A 26,925-nucleotide genomic window follows, 5' to 3' on the forward strand; every position below is an offset into this window, starting at 1 on the left:
ACCCCGACACCGGGGTGAACCGCTCGGGCGTATCCCATCACGTGGCCGCGCAGTCTGAACCCCTTCGCCATGTGGACGACTGCCGAAGTGCGGGGACGCAGAGCGCTGCGCCTGTCGCAGCGAAGGATCACGCCTTCTCCCTCGCTCTGCAGCTCTTCGAGATCGGCAGGGCCGCAGGTGTGACACAGGAGCAGACGAAATGCCGTTGTCCCGCACCACCGGCACCGCTGATAACGCAAGCATGCGTCGCGCGCATCCGCGTCCAGCACGTCAGCCGTGCAGGGTCTGGCTGCGTTGAGCATGCCGTCACCCCCCAGTGGTTGGCTGAAGACTTCACAATCACTTTAATGGTACTGAGTACCGACTGTAAAGAACTGAGTCCCACTAGAGGGCTCGACATCCGGAGAAGCGGTACTGAGTACCATGACCACAGGAAACCCGAGTGGAGTGGGGAACACGGCGGTCATGAGCAAGCCATCAGCGCGTGATCGACTCGCGGACGCCGCCTTTGCACTCTTCGACGAGCGCGGCTACGAACAGACCACCGTGGACGACATCGCCGAACGGGCGCAGCTGGGACGCACGACCTTCTTCCGAATCTACGGATCGAAGGAGGACGTCATCTTCCCCGACCACGACCGACTGCTGGAGCTGATCAGGGACCGGCTGGCGACCTCCAGTCACGACACCGCGCTGGCCGCCGTCACCGACGCCGTCCGATTGGTACTGCTCCACTACCTCGACGAGGGCGACCTGGCACGCCGGCGGTACGCACTCACCAGCAAGGTGGCCGCGCTGCGCGACCGCGAGATCGCCAGCGTGGCCCGCTACCAGCGACTGTTCCGCGAGTTCATCGCCAACTGGATGGGTGACTCGACCAAAACGGCATCCCTACGAGCCGAACTGATGGCAGCGGCGGTGGTCGCGGCGCACAACCACGTCCTGCGCCAGTGGCTACGGGGCGAATCCACCGCCCCCGTCGCAGAGGTCGACGAGGCCCTGCGCCAGGTACTGGCACTCTTCGCCTCACCGACGACTGACGCCAACGGCACCACGATCGTCGCCTTCAGAACCGGACAGGACCTCAACGCGTTGATCCCATCGCTCAGGCTCCTCATCGAGGGCACCGGCGAGTGACAACGCTCAATACGCGCAGGCCACGTCCGCAACCTGCTGCACGGGTGTCGAGATCCTCCAGATCCTGATCGCAGAAGGTCATCAGGGTGGCGACGCGCGCGTTCAGCGACTCCATCAGGGTGCCCAAGTGGTCGGTTCGGTCCAGGTAGTGGCGACACATCCAGGCCTGGTGATCGGAGAGCAAACCGTACAGAGCCGTGGCCGGCTGAGGGATCTTCTGCCAGGACTTGCACACGGTCGGGTTCGCCGGGACCGACGACGCACGTTCCCCGGCGATGAGCGCCTCAAGGAACAGCCGGGGTGTCCAGCACTACGCCATCGACGACTACTTCCCCAACTGTCGGGTGATCGAGTAGGCCGTGCACGTCGTGATCGCCGGCCGTCGACGAGTGCGGGCGGTCGGCCGGTGGCCGCACGCGCTGCGGTGAAGCAGTCCGGGTCCTGCCGCAGAATCGCGGCAGACCCCCGACCGTTCGCCGGATCGCACCGCACGGCACAGTCCGGCTCAGAGGGCCGGGTCCTGGTCCGCTGACACGACGGCCAGATCCTGTTCGGCCCAGATGGTCTTGCCCGCGTGGGTCTGGCGGGTGCCCCAGCGCTGGGTGAGCTGCGCGACGAGCAGCAGTCCGCGCCCGCCCTCGTCAAAGACCCGGGCGCGGCGCAGATGCGGTGCGGTGTTGCTGCCGTCGGAGACCTCGCAGATCAGCGACCGCTCTCGGATGAGCCTGAGCTGGATCGGCGGGCAGCCGTAGCGGATGGCGTTGGTGACCAGTTCACTGACGACCAGTTCGGTCGTGAAGACCGCCTCGTGCAGCCCCCAGGTCGTCAGCTGCTCGGCGGTGTGTTTGCGTGCCTGCGCAACGACAGCGGGGTCGGCCGCCAGCTGCCAGGTGGCGACCTGGTCGGCGCCGAGTGTGTGGGTGCGGGCGAGCAGTAGTGCGACGTCGTCGTCGGCAGGGCGGTCGTGCAACACGCTCTGCAGCACGGTGTCGCACAGGATGGAAAGCGACGGTTCGCGCCGGGCCAGTACCTCCCGCATCGCTTGCAGCGCCTGGTCGGGCGAGCCGGTGCCAAGCAGGCCATCGGTGTAGAGGGCCAGCAGACTGCCCGCGGCGAGTTCGACCTCGATGGACTCGAAGGGCAGACCGCCGAGGCCGAGCGGTGGGCCGGCCGGAAGTTCCAGGAGGTCAGCGGTGCCGTCCGGGGTCACCACCAAGGGCAGCGGATGGCCGGCGCGGGCCAGCGTGCAGTGCCCGGAGATAGGGTCGTACACCGCGTACAGGCAGCTTGCACCGATGGCCCCGGCAGTTCCCGCGGCGGACTCCAGGTCACCCGCGTCCTCGGCCTCGTCGGACAGATGGATGACTAGGTCGTCGAGACGGGTGAGCAGCTCGTCAGGCGCGAGGTCGACATCGGCCAGGGCCCGGATCGTGGTGCGCAGCCGCCCCATGGCCGCGGATGCGTGGACGCCGTGGCCGACCACATCGCCGACGACCAGGGCGACTCGCGCTCCCGGCAGTGGGATCACATCGAACCAGTCGCCACCGACCCCGGGCTGTCCGGCGGCGGGCAGGTAGCGGGAAGCACACTCCAGCGCGGTCCGACGGGGCAGGTCGGGGGGCAGCAAGCTGCGCTGCAGGGTCAGGGAGGCGTTGCGCTCGCGGGTGTAGCGGCGGGCGTTGTCGATGCAGACGGCGGCCCTGGCCGCGAGCTCCTCGGCCAACATCACATCATCCTCGGTGAACGGCTCTGGGCGCCGGTGCCGGGCGAGGAGCACCACGCCGAGGACCGCGCCGCGGGCCAGCAGCGGTACCGCCATGGCGGAGTGGATTCCGTACCGACGAACCTGCGCGACTCGCTGAGGGCGCTCGATCGCCCACTGTGCAAGCGCGGACTCGGACAGCTCGTAGCGCACCGCCCGGCCCGCCGCGAGACACCGGGCCGACGGTGAGGAAGGCAGGCAGGGGTCCAACCCACCCAGGGCCACCACGCTCTCGGGGCAGCCTTCGAGAACGGATCCATGGGCGATCCGCCGCAGGTCGACCGGTCCACGGTAGGGGCTGGGGGGCGGATCGATGCCGCTGTCCAGACACGTGAGCAGACCGACCGTGACGAGGTCGGCCAGGCAGGGAACGGCCACAGCGACCAGGTCCTCTGCGGTGTGTGTGACATCCAGGGTCCTGCCGATCCGGGCGCCGGCGTCGCTGAGCAGCAGCAGCCGCTGCCGGGCCTCGTACGCCTCGGTGGTGTCGAGGGCGACCAGGCAGGCCCCGCGCACCTGGGCTGCCTCGTCCTTGAGCGGGGCGAGCAGGATCGACCAGGCATGCGCACGACTCTGACCGGGGGCTCGCCAATAGAGCTCCACCTGCTGCCGTTCGCCGGTCTGCAGAGCGAGGCGCATATGGGCTTCCATCACCTCGGACTCGGGATACGGCAGGAAATCCACCAGTCTCAGACCGCGCATCTCCTCCTCGGTGAGGTCCACCAGCTGCTCGTCGATCGCGTTGGCCCGCCGCAGCCGTAGATCGGTGTCGTAGACCACGGCCGCGCAGGGCGACTGCCGGAAGGCCCATGCGGTCAGCTCGTCGTCCTGGGGGTGCGGCTCCGTCCCTTGCAGCGGGGTGACCAGGAGCCACTCCTCGACAGCGGGGGCCGCTTCACGACGGTGGGCCAGCAGCCCCACCTCCAGCCGGCTGCCGTCCCGATGCCGCAGCGCCGCCTGGCCTCGCCACCGACCCCGCGCAGCGGCGGAGCGCAGTTCCGCTTCGCTGACGCCTTCGCATAGCAGGTCCACGGCCGGCCGGCCGACCACCTCCCCCGACCCATATCCCAGCAGTTGCTGGGCCTCCTGGTTCCACGCGGTGACGATGCCCCGCAGATCCACGGTGGCCCTCGCTGCGCCCACTGCGTGACGGGTGGATCGGTCCGACAGGTCGTCCCCGGCAGAACGGTGTGGGTCCATGATCGCTCACTTGTGTTGTCCCAGGAGGAAAACCCTTCCCGGGGGCGCCGATCTTCAATCACGAACTACCCGGGCAGCCCGGCACCGGGCTTCTGAGCCCCGACTGGAGCCCAACATCCACTCACCTGCATGTCTGATCAAGTGGGCCCGTAGCCCGCGTTCTCACGGCGGACCGCGAGCAACTCGGCATCCCTGGCGGGTATGACGTCGCGGTCCCTGCCGGTCACCGACCCGCGGCCGCCGCCGGAGGCAGCAGACCTCCCGGCCAGTCCGTTCCGTGGACCCCGCCGTGCCGCAGTGGTAGCGGCTCAACCGCCCGTTCCGCAAGGAGGTGGTCGCTGAGCGCTGTGCGGAACTGGCTCTCGTCCCGGTGGAGTGGCGGCACGGGATCCGCACCGAGCCGCCAGGCCATCGGCGCTGCGTCCCCGCTGACAGGTCGGGAACCCACCCGGGTCGGTCAGGCCCCGGCCTTCCTCTGCCGGGGCTCGGGGTCTGAGGCGACGCCGGTGTCGAGCATGATTGCCAGCGCGATGTCGACCAGCTCATCCGCCTTCGCCTGCACGTTGAGCGACTGCGGTGCACGCACCATGTCGTTCACGACCGAGACGGCGAGGGCCGCCAGCATCCGCCCGGTCGTCGCCGGCAGTCCCGGGCGGTGGATCCCGAGCCAGCGGGTCCACTCGACCTCACGGTCCTGACGGAGCCTGTGCAGGCGATTACGGGTCTCGTCGGGCAGATGCAGGGCTTCGCTCACAGCGACCGCAGCCATGTCGGGTGCGTCGAGTACCACCCGGACGTATCCCGCAACCAGTGCGCGGAGGACCTCGGCGTCGCTGTCGGCGGAGCGCAGCGCGCGGAGCGACTCCAGGGCCAACCACTCCTCGAGCCGGACGACCAGGGCAGCCAGGATCTCAGCCTTGCTGTCGAAGTACCGGTACAGCGCGGGCCCGGCAACGCCCGGTCCGGCCCCGATGTCATCGATACCGACACCGACGAAGCCGCAGCCGCGAAAGGCCTGGGCGGCAGAGGCGAGCAACTGCTCCCTTCGTGAGCCGAGCATCCGCAAGGGCCCGGGCGTAACCTGCCGGGCCGTAGCGCGGGCCCCGGCAGGTGCCTCCACCGCAGCCCGGCAGGCTGCCGCCAGCAGGGTGTCGAAATCCGGCCGCCGCAACGAGGCCCGGTACTGGCCAGGTGCGGCAAGGACGCCCAGGACGGCCCAGGCCCGGAGCCGAACGGAGTCGGACGGGAGATCCTCGCGGTGGTCCTGGACAGCTGCCGACACATCGGCAGCGATCCTGACGAGCACACGGCGCACCTCGTCGTGGTCCTCCGGATCCAGGTGACGTGCCTCGCGCTGCCACAGCAGGGTCAGGTCCCGGCTGTCCAGGGCCGCGGTGGCGAGACCATGCAGCAGTCCCTCCAACGGAGCACCGGCACCGGACGACTGGCGGATCGCCGCGAGATAGCGGGCCTGGCCTGCATGGACCACATAGGAGAGGAGCGCCTGCTTGTGCGCGTAGTGGCGGTACAGGGCCCGCACCGTGATCCCCGAGGCGGAGGCGATGTCCTCCATGCGCACCGCGTGAAAGCCGTTGCTGACGAAGAGGCGGCCGGCGTTCTCGGCGATCTGCTGCTTCCGGTCCTTGGGCCGCTGTCTGCGCACCGGGGCGGTGGTCTGGTCCTCGGGCACCAACGGTCCTTCCTCGCAACGTCCATCCGACCGCCGTCGCCGGCACCGGTCTGCCAGCAGTCACGGTGGTCCGACGACGCGTCGACCAGGTCGATGGTACGGGGCGGCGAGGGCGCTTCGGTTCAGCCGACGGGATGCCCAGGGGATGCGGCACGCATCAGCGCGTCCGCACTGACCGACGCCACCAGGCGCCCGTTGGCGTACGCCTGGAGGCGGCCGTGCATCCGGCCGTGGCCTGCGTAGACGCTTTCCGACCGCAGCAGCACCCAGTCGCGCAGGGAGAACCGCTCATGGAAGGTGACGGTCTGGGACAGGAGCACCGTCACACCTCGGCCGCCGCGCCAGTCCAGTTCGGCCTGCGGGTACGGTCGGGTGGCCACCGGCACCACAAAGCCCTCACAGGCGTGGGCGAGCAGGCTGCGGGAGGCCGAGGGGTCGTACGGAAGTTCCTTGCAGCGCATCCAGATGTCGACTGTCGCGGGGCGGGCCTGTTCCTGGTCCCAGGCGGCGCTGCCGCCCTCGGTGCGGGTCTCCCAGGGAACCAGGCCGCAGTCGAACTCCTCGCAGGCGTCCGGGCCGAGCACGCCGTCGGGGAGGGTGGTGCCGTGGCGCAGGAAGTCGGGCTCCTCGCGGGAGAGCATCAGCAGTGCGCGGCAGTGCTCCCGACCCTGCTGGTGGTAGGTCACCTGGGCGGTGGCCAGGACGCGGCCGGACTGGACGGTCTCGACCTGGGCCTCCATCGGTTGCCCGGAGTCGCCGCCGCGATGGAAGACCGTGTGCAGGGATTGCACGGCCATTCCCGGGAAGGAGCGCTCGGCCAGGGCAACCGTCTGACCGATCAGCTGCGCACCAAGGGTGCGGGGGCTGGTCGAGCGGACGTTGCGGACCAGGAAGCGGCCCGGTGTGGCCTCGGTGACGGCAGCACGGGTGTCCAGGAGGTCGTCGAGGTCCACGGCCGGCCAGCGGTCGGCAGGCTCGCGCCCCGGCAGGAGGGGCTGGGTCATGGGCGTTCTCCTCGGGTTCGGTGGCGGTCACCGCAGGGGGCGGGTCAGATGGTGGCGGCCGGGTACCAGCGCACCGGGCGGTCGGCACCGCGCCGAAGCTCGCCGCGGTTCTCCAGCAGCACCAGGTGGGCGATGGTCTCGGCCATGGCGAAGCGGCGGCTGGTCGCGTCGAAGGACTCCCAGGGGCGCGACCAAGCCAGTCGGGCGGAGAGCTCCCAGGCGGTCCGCCCGGGGGTTTCCCGAGCGGCTGCCCGGAGCTCCGCGAGTCGCTCGATGTGGTGACGCGTCATGTCGGCCAGCCGCCGGTCCAACCGGCCGAAGCGGTATTCGTGGGCCGGCAAGACCTCGTCCACCTCGAACGTCTCCAGCCGCTCCAGCGACCGCAGGAAGTCCGCGAGCGGGTCGCCCGCGGTCTGTGAGTAGACCGCGATCTGCGGGGTGATGCGGGGCAGTACGTGGTCTCCGGAGAAGAGCAGTCGGCGATCCGGCTGGTAGAAACAGGAGTGCCCGGGGCTGTGGCCCGGTGTCCAGATGGTCTTCAGCTCCAGCCCCGGCAGGCGGATCTCCTCGCCGTCCTCCAGCAGGACGTCCGGCGCGGGGGACTGAAGAGCCCGCCCAACATCAAGCAGGTCCACGGTGCGGCGTGCCTCGTCGCCGGGGATCCCGTGCAGCTCCAAGTGGCTCCGGATGTCCTCGGACCGCTCCTCCGGTGAGAGTCCGGGGCGCGCGACCGCAGCGTCGAGAGTGTGGAGCGCGACCCAGGCGCCCGACGCTTCCCGCACCCGGCCGGCCAGCCCCAGGTGGTCGGGATGGTGGTGGGTGACCAGGACCGCACGCACATCCGTGATGTGGGCTCCGATGGTGCGGATGCCGTCGGTGAGGGCCTGCCAGGAGACGTCGTCGTCCCACCCTGCGTCCACCAGGACCAGGCCCTCACGGCACTCCAGGGCGTAGACCAGGACGTACCGCAGCGGGTTGTCCGGGATCGGCACCGGGATGGACCACAGGCCGTCAGCCACTCGTTCCACGGGCGGGAGCACCTTCGCCTGCCAGGCCTCCCACTGCGCACTACCGGTGATCTCGATGGTCATGGGCTTCCTTCATCGGCGCCGGGCAGTCCACCGGCCCCGATCCCCACGCCGTCAGGTCCGTTCCTACTCAGCCCAGGGAAGCCGATGAAAACGTGATTTCAGCTGATCATCGCGATGGTCAACCAGTGATGTCAATGTGGGCTAACTCAAAGCGAAGGGTTCCCGGCAAGCCATCGCCTCGCTCAGGCATCCCCGTTCCAGCCGTGCCCGGCAACGGCCACTCGCTCCATCACCCGGCGCTTCGGGTAGTAGTCGTTGATGGCGTAGTGCTGGACGGCCCAGTTGTCCCAGATCGCCACGGCCCTGGGCTGCCAGCGGAAGCGCACCTGGTACTCCGGCACCCGGGCCTGGCAGCGCAGGTAGTCAAGCAGCCGGTTGCTCTCGTCCTCGGGCATGCCGAGGACGCGGGTGGTGAACGGCTCGTTGACGTAGAGGGTCCGGCGGCCGGTCAGCGGGTGCACCTTGACCACCGGGTGCACCGCGGCGGGGAGCCGGTTGCGGATCTCGTCCCGCTTCTCGACCGGGATGTGGTTGCCCCAGCTGTGGAACCAGTCGTGCTCCGCCTCCAGGCCGTCCACCAACTCCTTCACCTCGTCCGGAAGATTGTCGTAGGCGGCCGCCATGTCGGCCCACATGGTGTCGCCGGCACTCTCCGGCACCTCGATGGCCCGGAGCACCGAACCGCGGGCCGGGGTGGCCAGGAAGGAGTGGTCGGAGTGCCAGACGTTCTCCATGCCGACCATGTCGCCGCCCTTGGCCAGCCGCGAGATGCCCACCTGGTCGCCGATGGGGAAGAACGGGTTGGCCTCCGGATCGCCCCACACCCGGGCAAGCGCCAGGTGGCTGTCGGAGGTGAGCTCCTGGTCGCGGAAGAAGATGACCTTCCACTCCAGCAGCGCCCGGCGCAGCTCCCCGGCCAGCTCGTCGTCGAGCCGGCGGCCGAGGTCCACACCGTGCAGCTCGGCGCCGATCAGTTCGGTGACCGGGCGCACCTCGAAGCGCCTGTAGGGCTCTGCGAAAATGGTCCGCTCCAGTTGCCGGACTCCTCCGCGCATCAGCTTCAGTTCCATCGAACGTCCTTGTCCTCGTGGCTGGTCGCACTGGCTGCTGCGACCGTAGGGGCGGCCGGCGGCCGTGAGAAGCACCGGTTCTCTGTGGTACCAACAGCAGATGGCTGTGGATCTGGGAACCCGCCGGCTGCGCTACTTCATCGCCCAGCAGTCGCTCAGCCGCCAGATCCGGGAGCTGGAGTCCGAGCTCGGGGTCGCCCTGCTGGAGCGCACCACCAAGCGCGTCTCCCTCACTGATGCAGGCGAGGTGTTCCTCGGCGACGCCCGCCGCCTGGTCGCCGAGGCGGAGGCGGCTGTTGAACGGGTCCGGCTGGCCGCGGCCGGCAAGTCGGCAGTGTTGCGACTCGGGTTCATCCCGGTGGGGCTGCGGGCGCCGGCGCAGCGGGTGCTGACCTCGTTCGAGCAGCGGCACCCCGAGGTGAAGATCCAGCTGCAGGAGACCTCGTGGCAGGACCCTTCGGCCGGTCTGCTGAGCGGGTCCAGCGACGCCGCGGTCGTACTGCTCCCCAACGGCCTGACTGGACTCGACACGGTGCACATCCAGACCTCCGAGGCCTGTGTGGCGCTCCCCCAGGGCCATCCGCTCACCGCGTTCGACACCATCACCGCCGAGCAGCTGCGCGAGCTGCCGCTGGTCGGGTACGACGTCCCCACCGTCTCCTTCCTTGACCGCTGGAACATCGGCGAACCGGCGGTGCGGGCCCGCAGCGTGCACCAATGGCTGGCCGAGGTCGCCACCGGTCAGGGCATCGGCGTCACCGCAGCGGAGTACAGCGAGCACCGAGCGGTCCACGGCGTCGTCTTCCGCCGGGCGGTCGGCCTGACCGGGATGACCATCGGGTTCGCCGTACGGGCCGGGGATCCGAATCCGCTGGTACGGGAGTTCCTCCGGCATGCCCGGCGCACCGACGTGCGCAACACGGACGAGGCGGGTACGGCAGGCGGGCCGGCGGCCCGCTCCTGAACGGCGGGTGCCGCCCCGCACCTGGCAGGGCCCATCCCTGTCTGCCCAGGACGCCCCGCACATCCGCCGGGCGCCCTGCACCACATCTGCCCGTCGCTACGCGGTCTACCTATGCACAGCGTTTACTTGTAGCTGAAGTCACACGTAAATCGACCTGGTCCATCTAGACAGTGTTCGTATTCAAAATTAACTTGATCAGTCCCGCAGGCCGCACGCCGGGGAGACTCCGACGAGAGTTCCGGCCGTCGGCCGGACCAAGAGAAGTGGAATCTCATGGGACACATCGAGAGCACGCAGCGCGCCGCCCAGGGCCGGGGGCCCCTCGCCGGCGTCCGCATCGTCGAGCTGGGCGGGATCGGTCCGGGTCCGTTCTGCGGGATGCTGCTGGCCGACCTGGGCGCGGAGGTCGTCCGGATCGACCGCCCCGCCGAAGCCGGACAGGTCAACCGGATGCCGGTGCTGCACCGCAACCGCCGCTCGATCACCATCGACCTCAAGAGTCCCGAGGGCATCGAGGTGGTCCGCACCCTCACCGACACCGCTGACGCGGTGTTCGAGGGCTTCCGCCCCGGCGTCGCCGAGCGCCTCGGGCTGGGCCCGGACGACCTGATCGCGCGCAACCCCCGCCTCGTCTACGGCCGGATGACCGGTTGGGGGCAGGACGGTCCGATGGCTCAGGAGCCCGGACACGACATCAACTACATCGCCCTGACCGGTGCCCTCCACGCCATCGGCACACCGGACGACCCGATCCCCCCGCTCAACCTGGTCGGCGACTTCGGCGGCGGCGGCATGCTGCTGGCCCTGGGCATCCTCTCCGCCGTCATCAACGCCCGTACCACCGGGCACGGCCAGGTCGTCGACGCCGCCATGACCGACGGCTCGGCCACCCTCCTCGCCATGATGTACGGCTTCCTCGCCCAGGGCACCTGGCAGGACACCCGTAGCTCCAACATGCTCGACGGTGCGGCCCCCTACTACGGCACATACCGCACCTCCGACGGCAGGCACATGGCCGTCGGCCCGGTCGAACCGCAGTTCTACGCCGCGATGATCCGCGTCCTCGGCCTCACCGACGACCCCGACTTCGCCGGGCAGAACGACCGCTCGAAGTGGTCGGTGATGAAGGAGAAGCTCGCCGCCGTCTTCGCGACCCGCACCCGTGACGAGTGGGCCAAGGAGTTCGATGGCCAGGAGGCCTGCGTCGCACCGGTCCTCTCCCTCCTCGAAGCACCCCTCCATCCGCACAACACCGCTCGGGGCACCTACCGCATCGGCGCCCACGGCAGCTGGGAGCCAGCGCCCTCCCCCCGCTTCTCCCGCACGCCAGCCCCGGAGCCCGCCCCCGCGCCGGTCGTCGGCAGCCACAGCGACGAGGTGCTCACACAAGCCGGATACACCCCCGAGCACATCGCGGCTCTCCGCACCGACGGCACAGTCAAGTAGCACCCCCGTCAACACCATCGGGAATCGGAGCACCCCCATGCAGACCACCGGTATCTCCGCCGTCGTCACCGGCGGCACCTCCGGCCTCGGCCTCGCCACCGCCCAACGCCTGACCACCGACGGCACCAAGGTCGTCCTCCTCGACCTCCCCAGCTCCAACGGCGAAACCGTCGCGAAGGAGATCGGCGCCGTCTTCTCCCCCGGCGACGTCACCAACGAAACAGACGTGGCAACCGCCGTCGCCACCGCCACCGCACTCGCCCCACTCCGCGTCGCCGTCAACTGCGCCGGCATCGCCCCCGCGGCGCGTACCGTCGGCAAACAGGGCCCGTTCGACCTTGGGCTGTTCGAGCGGGTGGTCCGGATCAACCTGGTCGGCACCTTCAACGTCCTGCGGCTGGCCGCCGCCGAAATGGCGAGGACCGAGGAGGTCGACGGCGAGCGCGGCGTCGTCATCAACACCGCCTCCGTCGCCGCCTTCGACGGCCAGATCGGCCAGGCCGCCTACAGCGCCTCCAAGGCCGGTGTGGCGGGCATGACCCTGCCCATCGCACGCGACCTGGCAGGCCTCAAGATCCGCGTGATGGCGATCGCCCCGGGTACTTTCCGCACTCCCATGCTGGCCGGACTGCCGCAGGCCACCCAGGACTCCCTCGGCGCCCAGGTCCCGCACCCCTCCCGGCTGGGTGACCCGCACGAGTACGCCGCCCTCGCCAAGCACATCATCGCCAACCCGATGCTCAACGGCGAAGTCATCCGACTCGACGGCGCCATCCGCATGGCCCCGAGGTAATCAGCAGCACCTGCGCTGCCCACCCACCTCCGATGCCGGGGCGGAGCCCTGGCCACGTCGCGCCGGCCACCGGCCGCCCCGGCATCGGATCCCAACCTTCCGAGGGGACCCAGACATGCGTGATGCAGTCATCGTCGACGCGGTGCGCACGCCGATCGGCAAGGGCAAGCCGGGCGGCGCGCTCTCCGGCATCCACCCCACCGACCTGTCCGCGCACGTCCTTCGGGCGCTGGCCGAGCGCACCGGACTCGACCCGGCCTTGATCGACGATGTCATCTGGGGCTGTGTCTCCCAGGTCGGCGAGCAGAGCACCGCGCTTGGCCGGTATGCGGCGCTGGCCGCCGGCTGGCCGGAGCACGTCCCCGGCCTGAGCATCGACCGGCAGTGCGGTTCGTCCCAGCAGGCGGTGCACTTCGCCGCTGCCGGGGTCATCGCCGGCCAGTACGACGTCGCGGTGGCGGGCAGCGTGGAGTCGATGTCGCGGATACCGACGTTCTCCGCCATGGGCGACGGCCAGTGGGGCGAACTCTACGGATCCGCAGTCAACGAGCGGTACGACAACTTCCGTTTCGACCAGGGCGTCGGCGCCGAGATGATCGCCGCCGAGTGGGGTCTGTCCCGGAAGGAACTGGACCAGCACGCGCTGGACTCCCACGAGAAGGCCGCCCGCGCCATCGACGACGGCCGCTTCACGGGGCAGATCGCACCGGTCACCGTCACGGACGCGGAGGGCGACCCCCGCGTCTTCGACACCGACGAGGGCGTCCGCCGCGGCGGCACCCTGGAGAGCATGGCCAAGCTCAGGCCGGTCTTCACGGAAGACGGAGTGGTCACGGCTGCCAACGCCTCCCAGATCTCCGACGGCTCCGCCGCGATGCTGATCACCACCAGCGAGATCGCGGCCCGCAACGGCTGGACCCCGCTCGCCCGTATCCACACCGCGGTGGTCACCGGCACGGACCCGGTGACCATGCTCAAGGGCCCCGTCCCGGCCACCGAGAAGGCACTCCAACGCGCCGGCCTCACCATCGACGACATCGGTGCCTTCGAGATCAACGAGGCTTTCGCCTGCGTCTCGCTCGGCTGGCAGCGCCAGACCGGTGCCGACTCCGCCCGCCTCAACCCGAATGGCGGCGCCATCGCGATCGGCCACCCGCTCGGCGGCTCCGGCGCCCGCCTGATGACCACCCTCGTCCACCACATGAAGGACAACGGCATCCGCTACGGCCTGCAGTCCATGTGCGAGGGCGGCGGGATGGCCAACGCCACCATCCTCGAACTTCTCTGACTCGACCGTTCAGCTGTACCCCGAAGGGACCACCCCGATGTCCGTCCTCCCTGTCATTGACTACGCCACCGAGTTCAGCGGCAAGGCCGCCCTGGTCACGGGAGGCGCCTCGGGTATCGGCCTGGCCACCGTCCGCCGCCTTGCTGCGGGCGGCGCGGCGGTCGCCGTGGCCGACTTCAACGCGGAGGGCGCCCGCAAGGCCGTCGCCGAGGTGGAGGCCGGCGGCGGCCGCGCCGTCGCGGTCCAGCTGGACGTGACCGATCCCGCATCGGTGGAGGCCGCGGTGCGCGCCACCGTCGACAGCCTGGGCGGGCTGCATCTGGCGGTCAACAACGCGGGCATCGGCGGGCGTTCCGGTGCCTCGGTCGGTGACTACCCGTTGGAGGAGTGGCGCTGGGTGATTGCCACCGATCTGGACGGCGTCTTCTACTCGATGCGCTACGAGATTCCCGCGATCCTGGCGGCGGGCGGGGGCGCGATCGTGAACATCTCGTCCGTGATGGGCTCCGTCGGCACCAAGGGCCAGAGCGCCTATGTGGCGTCCAAGCACGCCGTGGTGGGTCTGACCAAGACCGCTGCGCTGGAGTATGCGGCCGAGGGAATCCGGATCAACGCGGTCGCCCCCGGGTTCATCGACACCCCGATCCTCAGCCGGGCCAGTGAGGAGTACCGCGCGGCGCTGGTGGCCCAGCACGCGCCCGGGCGGCTCGGCCGGGCCGAGGAGGTCGCGGAGCTGATTGCCTTTCTGCTCTCGGACCGCGCCTCCTTCGTGCACGGCGGCTACCACCTGGTCGACGGCGCCTACACCGCCCGCTGACCGGCACGAACCGAATCACAAGCACGGAGAGTCGACATGCAGGCCGTCCAGTACCGCACCCTCGGGTGCGCCCCCGAGGTCGCCGCCGTCCCCACCCCCGAACCCGGCCCCGGGCAGGTGCTCCTGAAGGTCACCGCTGCCGGGGCCTGCCACTCCGACATCGGTCTGATGAGCCTGCCCGCGGAACGGTTCCGCTTCCCGCTGCCGATGACCCTGGGCCATGAGGCAGCCGGCACCGTCGCCGCCCTCGGCGACGGGGTCGCCGGACTCGCGGAGGGCGATGCGGTCGTGGTGTATGCGCCCTGGGGCTGCGGCGGCTGCCGCCAGTGCGCGTCGGGCCAGGAGAACTACTGCCCGCACTCGGCACGGCTAGGCATCAGCCCGCCCGGCGTGGGGGCGCCCGGCGCGATGGCGGAGTACCTGCTGGTCGACGATTCGCGGCACCTGGTGCCGCTGGGGGAACTCGACCCGGTGGCGACCGTGTCGTTCACCGACGCGGCCCTGACCCCGTACCACGCGATCAAGCGCTCGCTGCCGAAGCTGGTGCCCGGCAGCACGGCGGTGGTGATCGGCGCGGGCGGCCTCGGCCATGTCGCCGTCCAGTTGCTGCGTGCACTGACCGCGGCGCAGGTCGTCGCCCTGGACGTAACGGAGGAGAAGCTGGCGCTGGCCCGCGAGGTGGGCGCCCACGAGGCGGTTCTCTCCGACGGCAACGCCGCCCGGCGGATCCGGGAACTGACCGGCGGGCTGGGCGCCGAGGCCGTCTTCGACTTCGTCGGTGCGTCGCCGACCGCGGCCATCGCGGCGCAGTCGGTGGCCATCGCGGGCGACATCGCCATGGTCGGCATCGCCGGCGGCGTTCTTCCCGTGGGCATCGGCGCGGTGCCATACGGCGTCTCGGCGGTCGCACCCTACTGGGGCACCCTGCCGGAGCTCCACGAGGTGATGGAGCTGGCCCGCGCCGGCGCAGTGCACATCCACACCGAGACCTACGGCATCGACGAGGCACCGCTCGCCTACGCGCGGCTCCACGCCGGAAAGGTCAACGGCCGCGCGGTCGTCCTTCCGCACGACTGACAGGCACCCGGCCCGTACGACGGCACACCACCCACTGTCCGCAAGGAGACGGAAGAACGATGGACGACAGCTCACTCGACATCACCGCCGACACCGAACCGGGGACGTTCTACTCCGAGGGCCTCGCCCTCGGGGAGCTGCGGTTCCAGCGGTGCGACTGGTGCTCCACATCCCTGCTGCGCCCGCGGCTGCTCTGTGCGGTCTGCGGTTCGACGGAGCTCACCTGGCAGCGCAGCACAGGACGGGGCCGGGTGGTGGGATCGCGTCAGGCGCCACGCAAGGGACACTCCCCGCTGACCGCCGTCCTCGTCGAGCTCGACGAGGGATTCAGCATGGAGAGCCGCCTGGTCAGTAGCACGCCCGCGATCGTGCCGGTGGGGGCGCGGGTGCGCTTCGGGCTGGTCGGCGAGGGGGCCGGTGCGCGCCCGGTCTTCCGCCTGGAGGACACGGACTGGCGGTACGGGCGGCGCAGGACCGAGACCAGGCTGTACCCCGCGATGAACTGACCGACGTACCGCACGTCCCCCGGCACCGGGAAGGTGACCGGGGGACGTCGTCGTACCAGGCCGTGGATCAACTGCCGGACCGTGCCTGGGCCCGGACGATCGCCGGGCCCTCGGGGTCGATGAGCCGGCCATGGCGGGCCAGGTTGTTGGCGTGGCCGAGGTTGTGCAGCGCGAAGGCGTTGTCGATCGCGGCGGGCTGGCCCTGGGCGTCGAGGGCGGTGTTGACGCTCTCCTTGGCCAGCCGCAGGCCCAGGGCGGGGCGGATGGCGATGCGCCTGGCCAACTCCAGGGTACGCGCGGCGAGTTCCTCGGTGGGGACGACGTGGTTGACCATCCCCAGGGAGTGGGCCTCCCGCGCCGTGAGCGGCTCGCCGGTGAAGAGCATTTCCTTGGCCTTGCGGGCGCCGACCTCCCAGGGGTGGACGAAGTACTCGATGCCGTTGACGCCGAAGGCGCTCACCGGGTCGGAGAAGGTGGCGTTGTCGGCGGCGACGATCAGATCCAGTGGCCAGATCAGCATCAGTCCGCCGGCGATCACCCGGCCCTGCACCTCGGCGATGGTCGGCTTGGGCAGGTTGCGCCAGCGTCGGCACAGGCCCAGGTAGGTCTCGTGCTCGAAGGCGAAGTGCCCCTCGATGCCGGGGGCGTCGAAGCCGCCCTCCATGGTTGCGACGGGCGCGCACGGCACGTAGAAGCCCGCGGCCAGGTCGTGGCCGGAGGAGAAGTCGGGGCCGTCCGCGGCAAGGATGATCACCTTGACGTCGGTGTCGGAGACGGCCGCCATCAGGGCGGCATCGAGTTCGTAGAGCATCTCGGGGTCCTGGGCGTTGCGCTTCTCAGGGCGTGCCAGCACGATCCGTGAGACTCCGGCGGAAGGGTCCTCACGGCGGATGCGCTTGGGGGTGCTCGTCACCGGTTCTCTCTTTCGTGAGTGTGATCGGGGGGCGGCGGCGCTCCGGTCACCGTCGGACCGTCAGGGATCGGCCGACGGTCTCTTTCATGATCTCGTTGGCCCCGCCGTAGATACGCTGGGCACGGGCGTTGGCCCAGAGCCTGGCGATGGGGTACTCGGTGGTGTAGCCGTAGCCGCCGAAGAGCTGGAGGCAGCGGTCGAGGACCTGGCCCTCCAGGTCGCTCAGCCACCACTTGGCCATGGCAACGGTGGCGTCGTCGAGGGAGCCCTTCAGGAGCCGGACCAGGCAACTGTCGAGGAAGGCGCGGGCGACGACGGCCTCGGTGGCGCACTCGGCCAGCTCGATCCGGACGTGCTGGTTGTCGATGAGCGGGCGGCCGAAGGCCTGCCGCTCATTGACATGGCGAGTGGTCAGTACGACGGCCCGCTCGACGGCTGCGGTCGCGGTCGTCGCGATGACGATCCGCTCCTTGGTGAGCTGGCGCACGAGCATCGCCCAGCCGCCGCCCTCCGCACCGAGCAGGCAGTCGGCGGGGACGCGTACCCGGTCGAAGGCCAGCTCCGCGAGGTCGGCCTCGTGCTGGCCCACCTTGTCGATGACGCGGGTGACGGAGAAGCCCTCGCAGTCACGGGTGTCCACCAGCAGCAGCGAGATGCCGTGGCGGCCGGCCGCGGGGTCGGTGCAGGCCGCCACGATCACCAGGTCGGCGATGCTGCCGTTGGTGATGAAGGTCTTGGTGCCGGTGATGACATACGTGCCGCCCTCACGCACCGCGCGGGTGGTCATGGCCCGGGCGTCCGACCCGGCCTGAGCCTCGGTCATGGCCAGCGCGCCGACGACCCGCCCCGCTGCCATCTCAGGCAGCCAGCGGTGCTTCTGCTCCTGCGTACCGTGGTCGACCAGGAACTGCGGAGCGATCACGGACTGCACCTGGACCGTGGGTACCGCGATGCCCGCATCGACCAGCGCGGTGAGTACCACCAGGTCGTCCGCCAGCGTTCCTCCGCCGCCCCCGTACTCGGCGGGCACGCTGCGGCAGAGCAGTCCGGCGGCGCCCGCAGCAGTCCAGAAGTCGCGGTCGAGGTGCTTCTGCTCGACCCAGCGCTGCCGGTGCGCCGCCGCCTGGGCTGTCAGGAAGGCGGCCGCCCGCTCGCCGAGCGCCGCCAGCTCCACTGTCATCCACGGTCGCACTGGGCTGGTCATGGGCGCTCCTTACACTTTCAAGTCCATTGCCGATAACTATCGATGCGAGTGCATTGACCGTCACCTGTCGCGACAATCGTTGGATTGATGCAGCTTCATGTCAATGAGCTGTAACTCACGATCGAAGCCTTCAGCGGGTTCCCTCCGACCGCCGGAAGCAGGTATGTTCAGGCCGCACCCGATCCGGCATCTGCTCCGGAGGTGCTCTCTCTGCGCCGTCCCGAACGGCCGCTCCCCTAGGACGACGCCCGCCCGCGCAGACGGCGCCGGGGCGGCGGATTGGTGACGTCACGACCATGCTCCGCACCCATCTGGACAGTGGCATTGCAACGATCACGCTGGACCGCCCCGAGCGGCTCAACGCGCTGAGCTGGGAGCTGATGAACCGGCTCCGGGACGCCATCGATGTCCTCGGCCACGACCCGGACACGCGAGTGCTGGTGATCACCGGCGAGGGCCGGGCGTTCTGCGGCGGCGCCGACCTGGCGGGCATGGGTGCCGACCGACCCGATCTGGCCCGCCGGATCGCACGGACGCTGACCGACAGCGTCAACCCGTTGTGCACGGCGATCGCCGAAGCCCCGGTTCCGGTGCTCGCTGCGGTGAACGGCCCCTGCGTGGGTGGGGGCGTGGGTGTGGCGCTGCTCGCGGATGTCACTGTTGCAGCCCGCTCGGCGTACTTCTGCGTCCCGCATGTCCCGGCCCTGGAGATCGCCCCGGACCTGGGCCTGACCTGGGTTCTGGCCAGGCGCGCCGGACAGGCCCGCGCGCTGGGAATGACGCTGCTCGGCGACCGGATCAGCGCCCAGCAGGCCGCGGAATGGGGGCTGATCTGGCAGTGCGTGGCGGACGAGGAGTTCCCCGGCCACGTCCAGGCACTGGCGCAGCGGCTGGCCACCCTGGACCCGGCCGCCGTTGTCTCCACCCGTCAGCTGCTCGCTCAGGGCACCGCAGCCACGCTGGGAGAGCAGCTTGCCGCCGAGCGCAGCCACCAGCGGGTCCTCTTCGACCGCCCCGGACCGGCTCGGCGGATCCTCGGGTTCCTCAACCGGCGCAGCGAACAGCCCGGCTGAAGCAACCCCAGCTCAAGCGTCGGCTCTGCGCTCTCGCCCAGACGGCGGGCAAGGCCTGACTCATCCGTTCTTTCTTCATCCACAAAGATCAACGACTGAAAGGACCCACCGTGCGCCGTACGGTGTTCACCGAGGACCATGAGGCCTTCCGGGAGACCATCCGCAGCTTCGTCGCCAAGGAGGTCGCACCCGTCTACGCCGAGTGGGAGGCCGTCGGCCACCCGCCGCGCGACCTCTTCCGCAAGCTGGGCGAGCTGGGCGTGCTCGGCATCGAGGTGCCCGAGGAGTACGGCGGCAGCGGCCAGCGCGGCTTCAAGTATCAGGCGGTCGTGGGCGAGGAGACCTTCGGCCCGGGCTACATGCTCGGCGGCTCCAACGTCCACAGCAACATCGTCATGCCGTACTTCATCAGGTACGGCACCGAGGAGCAGAAGCAGCGCTGGCTGCCGCGGTGCGCCACCGGCGAGACCATGACGGCGATCGCCATGACCGAGCCGGGAACCGGCTCCGACCTGGCCGGCATCCGCAGCCACGCCCGGCTCTCCGAGGACGGCAGCCACTGGATCCTCAACGGCGCCAAGACCTTCATCAGCGGCGGCTTCATGGCCGACCTGGTCCTGGTGGTCTGCCGTACCTCGCCGGCCACCCCGGAGAACCGGCGCGGTGGCCTGTCACTGCTGGTGGTGGACACCGGCAGCGAGGGGTTCGCGGTCGGCCGCGTGCTGGACAAGATCGGCTTCAAGACCTCCGACACGGCCGAGTTGTCGTTCACCGATGTCCACGTGCCGGTGGAGAACCTGCTCGGCGAGGAGGGCTGGGCCTTCGAGTACCTCGGCGCCAACCTGGTCCAGGAGCGCCTCGGCATCGCCGTCGAGGCCTGCGCCCAGGCGGACTGGGCGATCCGCTACGCCCTCGAGTACGTGAGGAGCCGCAGGGTCTTCGGGCAGCCGGTGGCCTCCTTCCAGAACACCAAGTTCGTGCTGGCCGAGTGTGCCGCCGAGGTGGCGGCTGCCCGAGCGCTGGTCGACCGCTGCCTGGAGCTGCGCGAGACCGACGAGTTGACCGCGGCCGACGCCGCCAAGGCCAAGCTGGTCTGCACCGAGACCGCGGGCCGGGTCATCGACAAGTGCCTCCAGCTGCATGGCGGATACGGCTACATGCGCGAGTACCCGATCGCCCGTCTCTACGCCGACATCCGGGTGACCCGGATCGTCGGCGGTACCAGCGAGGTCATGAAGTCCGTGATCTCCAAGGACCTCGGCCTGTAGCAGCTGCAGGACAACCGCAAGGCGGGTCGGGGCTATCGCTCCGACCCGCCTTCGCTGCGGGAACCGGCCGTTCAGTCCTGCACGATCATGATCGTGCAGGTCGCATACGCCAGCAGCCTGTCCGCCTCGTCCGTCATCCTGGCCTCCAGCACCACATTGCGCCGCCCGCGGTTGAGCACCTCGGCTGTGCACTCCAGCCTCCGGCTCTCCGGGCGTGCCGAGCGCAGGAACTTCACCGTCAGGTCCGTGGAGACGATCCGGGTACCGTCCGGGACGGTGGTGTAGCAGGCCGCCGCGCAGGCGCTGTCGAGCACGGTGGCGTACATACCGCCGTGCAGGATGCCCTGCCCGTTGAGGTGGTGCGACGACGGGGCCAGCTCCACCGTGGCACTGCCGGGCTCCACCCGGCGCAGCTGCATGCCCAGCAGCTTCTCGATCGGCTGCCGCGGGCCGCCGCCTGCGGCGAGGTGCTCCTGGAGGACCTCGAGGCCGCTTCTTACCCGGGCCACGCCGGGTACGGCCTCCGGATGGGCCACAACCATGCGGAACTCCTTCTAGGTGACGGGCTCAGGCCTGGCCGGGGGCCTTGCCGACGACCATGGGGGTGTTGGGTCGGGCCTTGGCGACGAGGGCCGGAACGACCTCGCTGAGCTCGTCGACGTCCCAGCGGGTCCCGCTGACCGCGGAGGGGCCGTGCTCCCAGCCCTGGGCGATGGTGATCTCGCTGCCGCGCAGGCCGATCAGGCGGCCGGTGATCTCCCTGGAGGCGGGGCTGCCCAGCCAGGCGACGACCGGGGCGATCCAGTACGGATCCATCGGGTGGCGTCTGCCCTCCTCGCCGCCGGGGATCAGGCCCTCGGTGAGCCGGGACATGGCACCCGGCCAGACAGCATTGGAGGTGACGCCGTAGCGGGCCAGCTCCAGCGCGGCGACGACAGTGAAGTTGGCGATGCCTGCCTTGGCCGCGCCGTAGTTGGCCTGGCCGACATTGCCGAAGAGGCCGCTGGAGGAACTGGTGTTGATCAGGCGGCCGTCGACCGGGTGGCCCGCCTTGGCGCGCTCCCGCCAGTGGTTGACGGCGTGCTTGGTGGGACAGAAGGTGCCACGCAGGTGGACCTTGACGACCGCGTCGAAGTCCTCAAGGGTCATGCTCGCCAGGGTGCGGTCACGCAGGATGCCGGCGTTGTTGACCAGCACGTCCAGGCCACCGAAGGTGTCGAGCGCGGACTGGATCACCCGGCCGGCACCGTCCCAGTCGGAGACGTCGTCGGTGTTGGCGATCGCCTCGCCGCCCAGGGCGCGGATCTCCTCGACGACGTCGAAGGCGGGGCCGGTCGCGGCGCCGCTGCCGTCGGGAGCGCTGCCGAGGTCGTTGACGACGACCTTGGCTCCGGTGCGGGCGAACTCCAGGGCGTACTCGCGGCCGACGCCGCGGCCGGCGCCGGTGATGACGACAACGCGGCCTTCGTTGATGGCAGACATTGCTGACGACCTTTCACATCGGGAACCGAGAAAGCCCCGGCGGCGCCGGTATCATCGGCGCCGCCAGGATGAGATTCAGCTGACGGCGCGTTCGGCGTTCTCCCAGTACGGCCGGCGCAGCTCGCGCTTGAGGATCTTGCCCGCCGCTGAGAGGGGCATGGCCTCGACGAACTCCACGGTCCGCGGGGACTTGTATCCGGCGATCAAGCTCTTGCAGTGGCCCCGGAGCTCCCCCGCGGTCGCCGTGGCGCCCGGCTGGAGCACCACCACCGCGTGGACGCGCTCGCCCCACTCGGGATCCGGTACGCCGATCACGGCGCAGGAGGCCACCGCGGAGTGCTGGGCCAGGGCGTTCTCCACCTCTGCGGAGTACACGTTCTCCGCGCCGGTGACGATCATGTCCTTGATCCGGTCGACGACGAAGACATAGCCGTTGTCGTCCATGCGGCCCGCGTCGCCGGTGTGCATCCAGCCGCCGCGCAGCGCCTCGGCGGTCTCCTCCGGCTTCTTCCAGTAGCCCAGCATCACGCCGGCGCTGCGCACCACGATCTCGCCGACCGTGCCGCGCGGGACCTCCTTGTCCTCCAGGTCCACGATCCGCACCTCGATGCCGACTGCCGCGCGACCGGCCGAGCGGAGCAGTGCCTGGTCCCGGTGGTCCTCGGGGGTGAGCTGGGTGGCCACCGGCGACAGCTCGGTCATGCCGTAGCCCTGGGCGAACCCGGCCTGTGGGAAGGCCTTCATGGCCCGCTGCAGCAGGGCCTCGGAGATCGCCGACGCCCCGTAGATGATCCGCTGGACGCTGGAGAGGTCGTACTCGCCGATCGCCAGGTGGTCGACCAGCATCTGGATCATCACCGGCACCAGCAGCAGCGTGGTCGGACGGTGCTCGGCGATGGCCTTCAGTACCGCGGCGGGCTCGAAGGCCGACAGGAAGACGTGCGAGCCCGCCATGACGTTCTGCTGGTTCCAGGCCGCGAGACCTGCGAGGTGGAACATCGGGGCGCTGTTCAGCGTACGGCCGTTGGGCAGGGAACCTTGGGCCGTGGCCAGGCCCGCGTAGCTGGTGGTCAGGATGTTGGCGTGGCTGAGCATCACGCCCTTGGGGTAGCCGGTGGTGCCGCCGGTGTAGAAGATGCCGGCCATCCGCTCGGCGCCCAGGCGCAGGTCCTCGACCGGCTCGTATACGGCGATCAGCTCGTAGGAGAGCATGCCGGCCGGGATCGGCCGGTCACCGCAGTGGACGAGCGTGGTCACCCCGTCCCACTCGGCGAGGAGCTGCGGTACCAGCGGCACGAAGGCATCGTCGACGAAGAGCACCCGGGTCTCGGACTCCTTGAGGGAGTACGCGATCTCCTTGGCGCTCCACCGGATGTTGACCGGGTTGACCGCGCCTCCGATCCACCAGGTCGCGTAGAGCGCCTCGTGGAACCGGTCGGAGTTGAGCGCAAGCACGCCAACCCGGTCGCCCTCGGCCACCCCCAGCCCCTGGAGCGCACCCGCCAGACGGGCCACCCGGTCCGCGACCTCCCGGAAGGTGCGTACCCGGTCACCGAAGATCGTGGCGACGCTGTCGGGGGTCTGCTGCACGGCTCTGTGCAGGCTCTGCGTGAGGTACACGGCGACTCTCCTCGCGGGAAGCAGATGACTGGCTCGCGGTGGCGCGGGTGGCGGGTCATGACCTGGTGCCCGGCGGTGCCGGGGTCTGGCCGGGCGCGGCCGGAGGCGACCCCCCAACGGAGCCGAATGTCATATTCTCGATTTACTTTCTCCGCTTTGATGCTGGCCGTCAAGAGTTCATCAAGATATTGATCAGTGATCACCGTTTGCTTATCCACCAGGGGCGGCAACGGACACGACTGCGGCCACCGTCGCGCGTCGGTGCGCGACGGTGGCCGCAGGGGTTGCGGGGAGCCTGCTGTGCAGTGAGGGTGCTCCCCGCGTGGCCTGTCGGGGCCGGGTCCTGTCCAACCGGCCCCGACGGGTTGTCATGCTGCCGGGTTGCCGGTTACCAGCCTCCGGCGCAGGTGATCACCTGGCCGCTGATGTAGTCGGACTCGGGGATGCAGAGCGTGAAGACGGCGCCCGCTGCTTCCTCGGGCGTACCGGCGCGGCCCAGCGGGATGCCCTTCTCGAGCTGGGCGAGGAGGTCGGGGTTGACGCCGACGGGGAGTTCGCGGCCCTGGATGTCGATGGTGGCGGCGCCGCCGGCGGGGGCCTGGGTGAGGCGGGTGCGGATCAGGCCGTAGGCGACCGCGTTGACGTTGACGTTGTAGCGGCCCCACTCCTTGGCCAGGGTCTTGGTCAGGCCGATCACGCCGGCCTTGGCGGAGGAGTAGTTGGACTGGCCGACGTTGCCGTTGGTGCCGGCGCCGGAGGAGATGTTGACCACCTTGCGGTGGACGCGGATGCCGTTGGCGGCCTCGGCCTTGGCGAGGCGGGAGATGTGCGGCTGGGCGGCGCGCAGGATCTGGAACGGCGCCTTGAGATGAACGTCGAGGATCGCATCCCACTGCTCGTCGGTCATCTTCTGGATGACCGAGTCCCAGGTGTAGCCGGCGTTGTTGACGATGATGTCCAGGCCGCCGAACGTCTCGATGGCGGTGTTCACGAACCGGTCGGCGAAGCCTTCCTCGGTGACGCTGCCGGCCGCGGCGACGGCGTTGCCGCCGGCGGCCTTGATGTCGGCGACGGTCTGCTCGGCGGGGGCCGGGTCGAGGTCGTTGACGACGACGTTGGCGCCCTCGGCGGCGAACTTCAGGGCGATCTCTCGGCCGATGCCGCGGCCGGAGCCGGAGACGACGGCGGTCTTGCCGGCGAGCTTGGTGCTGGTCATGCGGCGATTTCTCCTTCGATGACGGCGGTGCCCGCGAGGGTGACGGTGCCGTCCTCCAGGGCCATGGTCAGATCCAGGTGGGTCAGCCCGTCCTCGACCTTGGCGACGGTGGCGCCGGCGGTGGGCTTGCCGTGGAGCGGGGTGATGGAGGTGAACCGCACGGTGAAGGAGCGGATCTTCTCCTGGGGGAAGTTGGCGGTCAGCAGCCGGCCCAGGTAGGCCATGTTGAGCATGCCGTGCGCGAACACGTCGTCCATGCCTGCCGACTTCGCGACGTCGAGGTCGATGTGCATCGGGTTGTGGTCACCCGAGGCACCTGCGTACAGCGCCAGCGTGGTCCGGGAGATCTTGGGCAGTTCCAGCTTCATCACTTGCCCGCCTCCGGATTACGCACGACCAGGCTGTTGTGCAGCTCGGCGATCAGTTCGCCGTCGCGGGACACCTCGGTCCTCCGGACGAGGAACTCCAGCGCCCCGCCCTTCTTGCTGTAGATGTCCTCGATCGTGCTGGTGAAGGTGAGGGTGTCGCCCGCGTACGCCATGGCGTGGTAAGTGAAGCCCTGCTCGCCGTGGAGCACGTAGCGGATATCGATGTCGAGGTCGCGGATCAGTGCGAACGGGTCCGGCTTCTCCATGTCCAGGCAGAACAGGAAGGTGGGCGGGACCGGCAGGTCGCGGTGTCCGGCGGCCTTCGCGGCCTCCAGGTCGCAGTAGACCGGATCGGTCTCACCGATCGCCTTGGCGAAGAACCGCAGTTGTCCGCGCTCTACGTCGGCGTTGTGCGCCGGCAGCTGCTTGCCGATGAACGAGGTGTCCAGGGCCATGGTCAGTTCACCTTCTCGTACATGGTCACGACGCAGGCCCCGCCGAGGCCCAGGTTGTGCTGGAGGGCGTGCCGCAGCTCCCCCTCGACCTGGCGGGCGTCTGCCTGGCCGCGCAGCTGCCAGACCAGCTCGGTGCACTGCGCCAGGCCGGTCGCGCCCAGCGGGTGACCCTTGGACATCAGCCCGCCCGAGGGGTTGACCACGACCCGGCCGCCGTAGGTGTTGTCGCCGTTCAGGACGAACTTCTCGGCGGTGCCCTCGGGGGTCAGGCCGAGCGACTCGTAAGTGATGAGCTCGTTGCTGGTGAAGCAGTCATGCAGCTCGACGACCTTGATCTCGTCCGGGCCGACACCGGCGGCCTCGTAGACCTGGGCGGCCGCGTTCTTGGCCATGTCGTAGCCGATGACCTGCATCATGTCCGCGTTCTCGTCGAAGGCGGTGGGGAAGTCCGTGGTCAGCGCCTGGGCGGCGATCCGCACGTCGATACGCAGGCCGTGGCGGCGGGCGAAGTCCTCGCTGGCGATGACCGCGGCGGCCGCACCGCAGGTGGGCGGGCAGCACATCAGACGGTTCAGCGGGCCGTACACCTGCGGAGAGGCCAGCACCTCCTCGACCGTGATCGGATCGCGGAAGACCGCATAGGGATTGTTCGCGGCGTGGGTGCGGGACTTGACCGCGATCTGCGCGAACAGCTCGTTGGTGACGCCGTACTTGTCCATGTAGGCCTGGCCGGCGCCGCCGAACAGCTGCGCCGCCATCGGGGCGTTGTCCTGCCAGCCCTGGAGTTCGGTCATCTTCTTGACGCCGCGGGTCATCGCCGCCGGGCGGTCGTCCCAGTGACCCTTGAGCGCGCCGGGCTGCATCTGCTCGAAGCCCACCGCGATCACGCAGTCGACGGCGCCGGAGGCCACCGCCTGGCGGGCCAGCCACAGCGCGGTGGAGCCGGTGGAGCAGTTGTTGTTGACGTTGACCACTGGGATGCCGGTGGTACCCAGGCCGTAGATCGCCGCCTGGCCGCAGGTCGAGTCGCCGTAGACGTAGCCGACGTACGCCTGCTGTACCAGCTCGTAGGCGATACCGGCGTCGGCGAGGGCGGCGCGGGCCGCCTTCTCGCCCATGACGTCGTACGAGTCACTCCGGCCCGGCTTCGTGAACGGGATCATGCCGACCCCGACCACGTGAACGTTGCCGCTCAACGCTTCCTCCAAGCTCGTCGGTTCTTCTCTGGACAGCGGGTCCGGGCCGGGGCCCCGCGCATTGCGGGCGCGGGTCACCTTGGGAAGCCTCAGCTACCGACCGCTCGAAGCCAGACAGTGCATTTACTTTCTACACCATGGCCAGCTAAGTCAAGAGTTTTCTTGCCCGTGATCGAGACGTATGGTTTACATGTCAGCTTTGCCGGTCCGTGCGCAGGAGTCTCGGCGCCCGCAGACGCGCGGAACCAGGAGAGAAAAGGGGTGATCGACGCGTCGCAGTGTCTA

25 protein-coding genes are annotated in these 26,925 nt (G+C 69.7%); 11 read left to right on the forward strand and 14 right to left on the reverse strand.

Annotated features, from left to right (window positions below):
* Positions 1-465: 465 nt before the first annotated feature.
* Entirely contained in the window at positions 466-1,137 is a 672-nt protein-coding gene (locus tag AB0761_RS03645) for a TetR/AcrR family transcriptional regulator (RefSeq protein ID WP_377267433.1), read from the forward strand.
* 227 nt (positions 1,138-1,364) lie between these two features.
* On the forward strand, positions 1,365-1,493 hold the full coding sequence (locus AB0761_RS03650; protein WP_377267434.1) for a hypothetical protein: 129 nt from the start codon (positions 1,365-1,367) through the stop codon (positions 1,491-1,493).
* Between the two features lie 149 nt (positions 1,494-1,642).
* Here AB0761_RS03650 and AB0761_RS03655 read toward each other — a convergent pair whose 3' ends face one another.
* From AB0761_RS03655 to AB0761_RS03675, 5 genes are all read right to left on the reverse strand, one after another.
* Positions 1,643-4,099: a SpoIIE family protein phosphatase gene (locus AB0761_RS03655; RefSeq protein WP_377267436.1), complete on the reverse strand. Its 2,457-nt coding sequence runs from the start codon at positions 4,097-4,099 to the stop codon at positions 1,643-1,645.
* 457 nt (positions 4,100-4,556) lie between these two features.
* Complete coding sequence (locus AB0761_RS03660) at positions 4,557-5,789, reverse strand: TetR/AcrR family transcriptional regulator (RefSeq protein ID WP_377267438.1); 1,233 nt, start codon at positions 5,787-5,789, stop codon at positions 4,557-4,559.
* A gap of 122 nt (positions 5,790-5,911) precedes the next feature.
* Positions 5,912-6,793 (reverse strand): acyl-CoA thioesterase, encoded by an 882-nt coding sequence (locus tag AB0761_RS03665; protein WP_377267439.1) that lies wholly within the window; start codon positions 6,791-6,793, stop codon positions 5,912-5,914.
* Between the two features lie 44 nt (positions 6,794-6,837).
* Positions 6,838-7,884 carry an MBL fold metallo-hydrolase gene (locus AB0761_RS03670; RefSeq protein ID WP_377267440.1) on the reverse strand — a complete coding sequence of 349 codons (1,047 nt, stop codon included), beginning with the start codon at positions 7,882-7,884 and terminating at the stop codon, positions 6,838-6,840.
* A 182-nt stretch (positions 7,885-8,066) separates the two neighbouring features.
* Positions 8,067-8,954 (reverse strand): TauD/TfdA dioxygenase family protein, encoded by an 888-nt coding sequence (locus AB0761_RS03675; RefSeq protein WP_377267442.1) that lies wholly within the window; start codon positions 8,952-8,954, stop codon positions 8,067-8,069.
* A 100-nt stretch (positions 8,955-9,054) separates the two neighbouring features.
* On the opposite strand from AB0761_RS03675, the gene AB0761_RS03680 reads away from it, so the two are divergent.
* The 7 genes from AB0761_RS03680 to AB0761_RS03710 all read left to right on the forward strand — a co-directional run bounded on the left by AB0761_RS03680 (position 9,055) and on the right by AB0761_RS03710 (position 15,845).
* On the forward strand, positions 9,055-9,918 hold the full coding sequence (locus AB0761_RS03680; protein ID WP_377267443.1) for a LysR family transcriptional regulator: 864 nt from the start codon (positions 9,055-9,057) through the stop codon (positions 9,916-9,918).
* Positions 9,919-10,191: 273 nt separating this feature from the next.
* Complete coding sequence (locus tag AB0761_RS03685; protein WP_377267444.1) at positions 10,192-11,364, forward strand: CaiB/BaiF CoA transferase family protein; 1,173 nt, start codon at positions 10,192-10,194, stop codon at positions 11,362-11,364.
* A 37-nt stretch (positions 11,365-11,401) separates the two neighbouring features.
* Positions 11,402-12,157, forward strand: coding sequence for an SDR family NAD(P)-dependent oxidoreductase (locus tag AB0761_RS03690; RefSeq protein ID WP_377267445.1), 756 nt, complete (start codon positions 11,402-11,404; stop codon positions 12,155-12,157).
* 115 nt (positions 12,158-12,272) lie between these two features.
* Entirely contained in the window at positions 12,273-13,445 is a 1,173-nt protein-coding gene (locus AB0761_RS03695; RefSeq protein WP_377267446.1) for a thiolase family protein, read from the forward strand.
* A gap of 37 nt (positions 13,446-13,482) precedes the next feature.
* Positions 13,483-14,262: an SDR family NAD(P)-dependent oxidoreductase gene (locus AB0761_RS03700; RefSeq protein ID WP_377267447.1), complete on the forward strand. Its 780-nt coding sequence runs from the start codon at positions 13,483-13,485 to the stop codon at positions 14,260-14,262.
* A gap of 36 nt (positions 14,263-14,298) precedes the next feature.
* Positions 14,299-15,339, forward strand: coding sequence for an NAD(P)-dependent alcohol dehydrogenase (locus tag AB0761_RS03705; RefSeq protein ID WP_377267448.1), 1,041 nt, complete (start codon positions 14,299-14,301; stop codon positions 15,337-15,339).
* A 59-nt stretch (positions 15,340-15,398) separates the two neighbouring features.
* On the forward strand, positions 15,399-15,845 hold the full coding sequence (locus AB0761_RS03710; protein WP_377267449.1) for a Zn-ribbon domain-containing OB-fold protein: 447 nt from the start codon (positions 15,399-15,401) through the stop codon (positions 15,843-15,845).
* A 67-nt stretch (positions 15,846-15,912) separates the two neighbouring features.
* On the opposite strand, the gene AB0761_RS03715 is transcribed toward AB0761_RS03710, so the two are convergent.
* On the reverse strand, positions 15,913-16,758 hold the full coding sequence (locus AB0761_RS03715; RefSeq protein WP_377267450.1) for an enoyl-CoA hydratase: 846 nt from the start codon (positions 16,756-16,758) through the stop codon (positions 15,913-15,915).
* Between the two features lie 46 nt (positions 16,759-16,804).
* Positions 16,805-17,962 (reverse strand): acyl-CoA dehydrogenase family protein, encoded by a 1,158-nt coding sequence (locus AB0761_RS03720; RefSeq protein ID WP_377267451.1) that lies wholly within the window; start codon positions 17,960-17,962, stop codon positions 16,805-16,807.
* Positions 17,963-18,258: 296 nt separating this feature from the next.
* Between AB0761_RS03720 and AB0761_RS03725 the strand changes: the two genes are divergently transcribed.
* On the forward strand, positions 18,259-19,035 hold the full coding sequence (locus AB0761_RS03725; RefSeq protein WP_377267452.1) for an enoyl-CoA hydratase/isomerase family protein: 777 nt from the start codon (positions 18,259-18,261) through the stop codon (positions 19,033-19,035).
* Positions 19,036-19,145: 110 nt separating this feature from the next.
* Positions 19,146-20,303, forward strand: a complete 1,158-nt coding sequence (locus AB0761_RS03730; RefSeq protein WP_377267453.1) for an acyl-CoA dehydrogenase family protein — start codon at positions 19,146-19,148, stop codon at positions 20,301-20,303.
* Between the two features lie 71 nt (positions 20,304-20,374).
* On the opposite strand, the gene AB0761_RS03735 is transcribed toward AB0761_RS03730, so the two are convergent.
* The 7 genes from AB0761_RS03735 to AB0761_RS03765 form a co-directional block, all read right to left on the reverse strand.
* Positions 20,375-20,845, reverse strand: a complete 471-nt coding sequence (locus AB0761_RS03735; RefSeq protein WP_377267454.1) for a PaaI family thioesterase — start codon at positions 20,843-20,845, stop codon at positions 20,375-20,377.
* 25 nt (positions 20,846-20,870) lie between these two features.
* The gene (locus AB0761_RS03740) at positions 20,871-21,785 is read right to left on the reverse strand and encodes an SDR family oxidoreductase (RefSeq protein WP_377267456.1); all 915 of its coding nucleotides are present in this window, start codon (positions 21,783-21,785) and stop codon (positions 20,871-20,873) included.
* Between the two features lie 75 nt (positions 21,786-21,860).
* A complete protein-coding gene (locus AB0761_RS03745; RefSeq protein ID WP_377267457.1) occupies positions 21,861-23,405 on the reverse strand; it encodes a long-chain fatty acid--CoA ligase in 1,545 nt (514 codons plus the stop codon).
* Positions 23,406-23,793: 388 nt separating this feature from the next.
* Complete coding sequence (locus AB0761_RS03750) at positions 23,794-24,621, reverse strand: SDR family NAD(P)-dependent oxidoreductase (RefSeq protein ID WP_377267458.1); 828 nt, start codon at positions 24,619-24,621, stop codon at positions 23,794-23,796.
* Positions 24,618-24,989 (reverse strand): MaoC/PaaZ C-terminal domain-containing protein, encoded by a 372-nt coding sequence (locus AB0761_RS03755; RefSeq protein ID WP_377267459.1) that lies wholly within the window; start codon positions 24,987-24,989, stop codon positions 24,618-24,620. Before AB0761_RS03755 ends, AB0761_RS03750 begins: the two co-directional genes overlap by 4 nt.
* Positions 24,989-25,444: a MaoC family dehydratase N-terminal domain-containing protein gene (locus tag AB0761_RS03760; protein WP_377267460.1), complete on the reverse strand. Its 456-nt coding sequence runs from the start codon at positions 25,442-25,444 to the stop codon at positions 24,989-24,991. The genes AB0761_RS03755 and AB0761_RS03760 overlap by 1 nt, the downstream gene beginning before the upstream one ends.
* A gap of 2 nt (positions 25,445-25,446) precedes the next feature.
* A complete protein-coding gene (locus tag AB0761_RS03765) occupies positions 25,447-26,640 on the reverse strand; it encodes a lipid-transfer protein (protein WP_377267461.1) in 1,194 nt (397 codons plus the stop codon).
* Between the last annotated feature and the right edge of the window lie 285 nt (positions 26,641-26,925).

The sequence above is a fragment of the Peterkaempfera podocarpi genome (assembly GCF_042466665.1).
Taxonomy (GTDB): Bacteria; Actinomycetota; Actinomycetes; order Streptomycetales; family Streptomycetaceae; genus Peterkaempfera; species Peterkaempfera podocarpi.

Excerpts from the sequence above, each read along its gene's own strand:
- AB0761_RS03645 (WP_377267433.1), top strand. The coding sequence starts at position 466 with ATGAGCAAGCCATCAGCGCGTGATCGACTCGCGGACGCCGCCTTTGCA.
- AB0761_RS03655 (WP_377267436.1), bottom strand. The coding sequence starts at position 4,099 with ATGGACCCACACCGTTCTGCCGGGGACGACCTGTCGGACCGATCCACC.
- AB0761_RS03665 (WP_377267439.1), bottom strand. The coding sequence starts at position 6,793 with ATGACCCAGCCCCTCCTGCCGGGGCGCGAGCCTGCCGACCGCTGGCCG.
- AB0761_RS03670 (WP_377267440.1), bottom strand. The coding sequence starts at position 7,884 with ATGACCATCGAGATCACCGGTAGTGCGCAGTGGGAGGCCTGGCAGGCG.
- AB0761_RS03675 (WP_377267442.1), bottom strand. The coding sequence starts at position 8,954 with ATGGAACTGAAGCTGATGCGCGGAGGAGTCCGGCAACTGGAGCGGACC.
- AB0761_RS03680 (WP_377267443.1), top strand. The coding sequence starts at position 9,055 with ATGGCTGTGGATCTGGGAACCCGCCGGCTGCGCTACTTCATCGCCCAG.
- AB0761_RS03685 (WP_377267444.1), top strand. The coding sequence starts at position 10,192 with ATGGGACACATCGAGAGCACGCAGCGCGCCGCCCAGGGCCGGGGGCCC.
- AB0761_RS03690 (WP_377267445.1), top strand. The coding sequence starts at position 11,402 with ATGCAGACCACCGGTATCTCCGCCGTCGTCACCGGCGGCACCTCCGGC.
- AB0761_RS03695 (WP_377267446.1), top strand. The coding sequence starts at position 12,273 with ATGCGTGATGCAGTCATCGTCGACGCGGTGCGCACGCCGATCGGCAAG.
- AB0761_RS03700 (WP_377267447.1), top strand. The coding sequence starts at position 13,483 with ATGTCCGTCCTCCCTGTCATTGACTACGCCACCGAGTTCAGCGGCAAG.
- AB0761_RS03705 (WP_377267448.1), top strand. The coding sequence starts at position 14,299 with ATGCAGGCCGTCCAGTACCGCACCCTCGGGTGCGCCCCCGAGGTCGCC.
- AB0761_RS03710 (WP_377267449.1), top strand. The coding sequence starts at position 15,399 with ATGGACGACAGCTCACTCGACATCACCGCCGACACCGAACCGGGGACG.
- AB0761_RS03720 (WP_377267451.1), bottom strand. The coding sequence starts at position 17,962 with ATGACCAGCCCAGTGCGACCGTGGATGACAGTGGAGCTGGCGGCGCTC.
- AB0761_RS03725 (WP_377267452.1), top strand. The coding sequence starts at position 18,259 with ATGCTCCGCACCCATCTGGACAGTGGCATTGCAACGATCACGCTGGAC.
- AB0761_RS03735 (WP_377267454.1), bottom strand. The coding sequence starts at position 20,845 with ATGGTTGTGGCCCATCCGGAGGCCGTACCCGGCGTGGCCCGGGTAAGA.
- AB0761_RS03740 (WP_377267456.1), bottom strand. The coding sequence starts at position 21,785 with ATGTCTGCCATCAACGAAGGCCGCGTTGTCGTCATCACCGGCGCCGGC.
- AB0761_RS03750 (WP_377267458.1), bottom strand. The coding sequence starts at position 24,621 with ATGACCAGCACCAAGCTCGCCGGCAAGACCGCCGTCGTCTCCGGCTCC.
- AB0761_RS03755 (WP_377267459.1), bottom strand. The coding sequence starts at position 24,989 with ATGAAGCTGGAACTGCCCAAGATCTCCCGGACCACGCTGGCGCTGTAC.
- AB0761_RS03760 (WP_377267460.1), bottom strand. The coding sequence starts at position 25,444 with ATGGCCCTGGACACCTCGTTCATCGGCAAGCAGCTGCCGGCGCACAAC.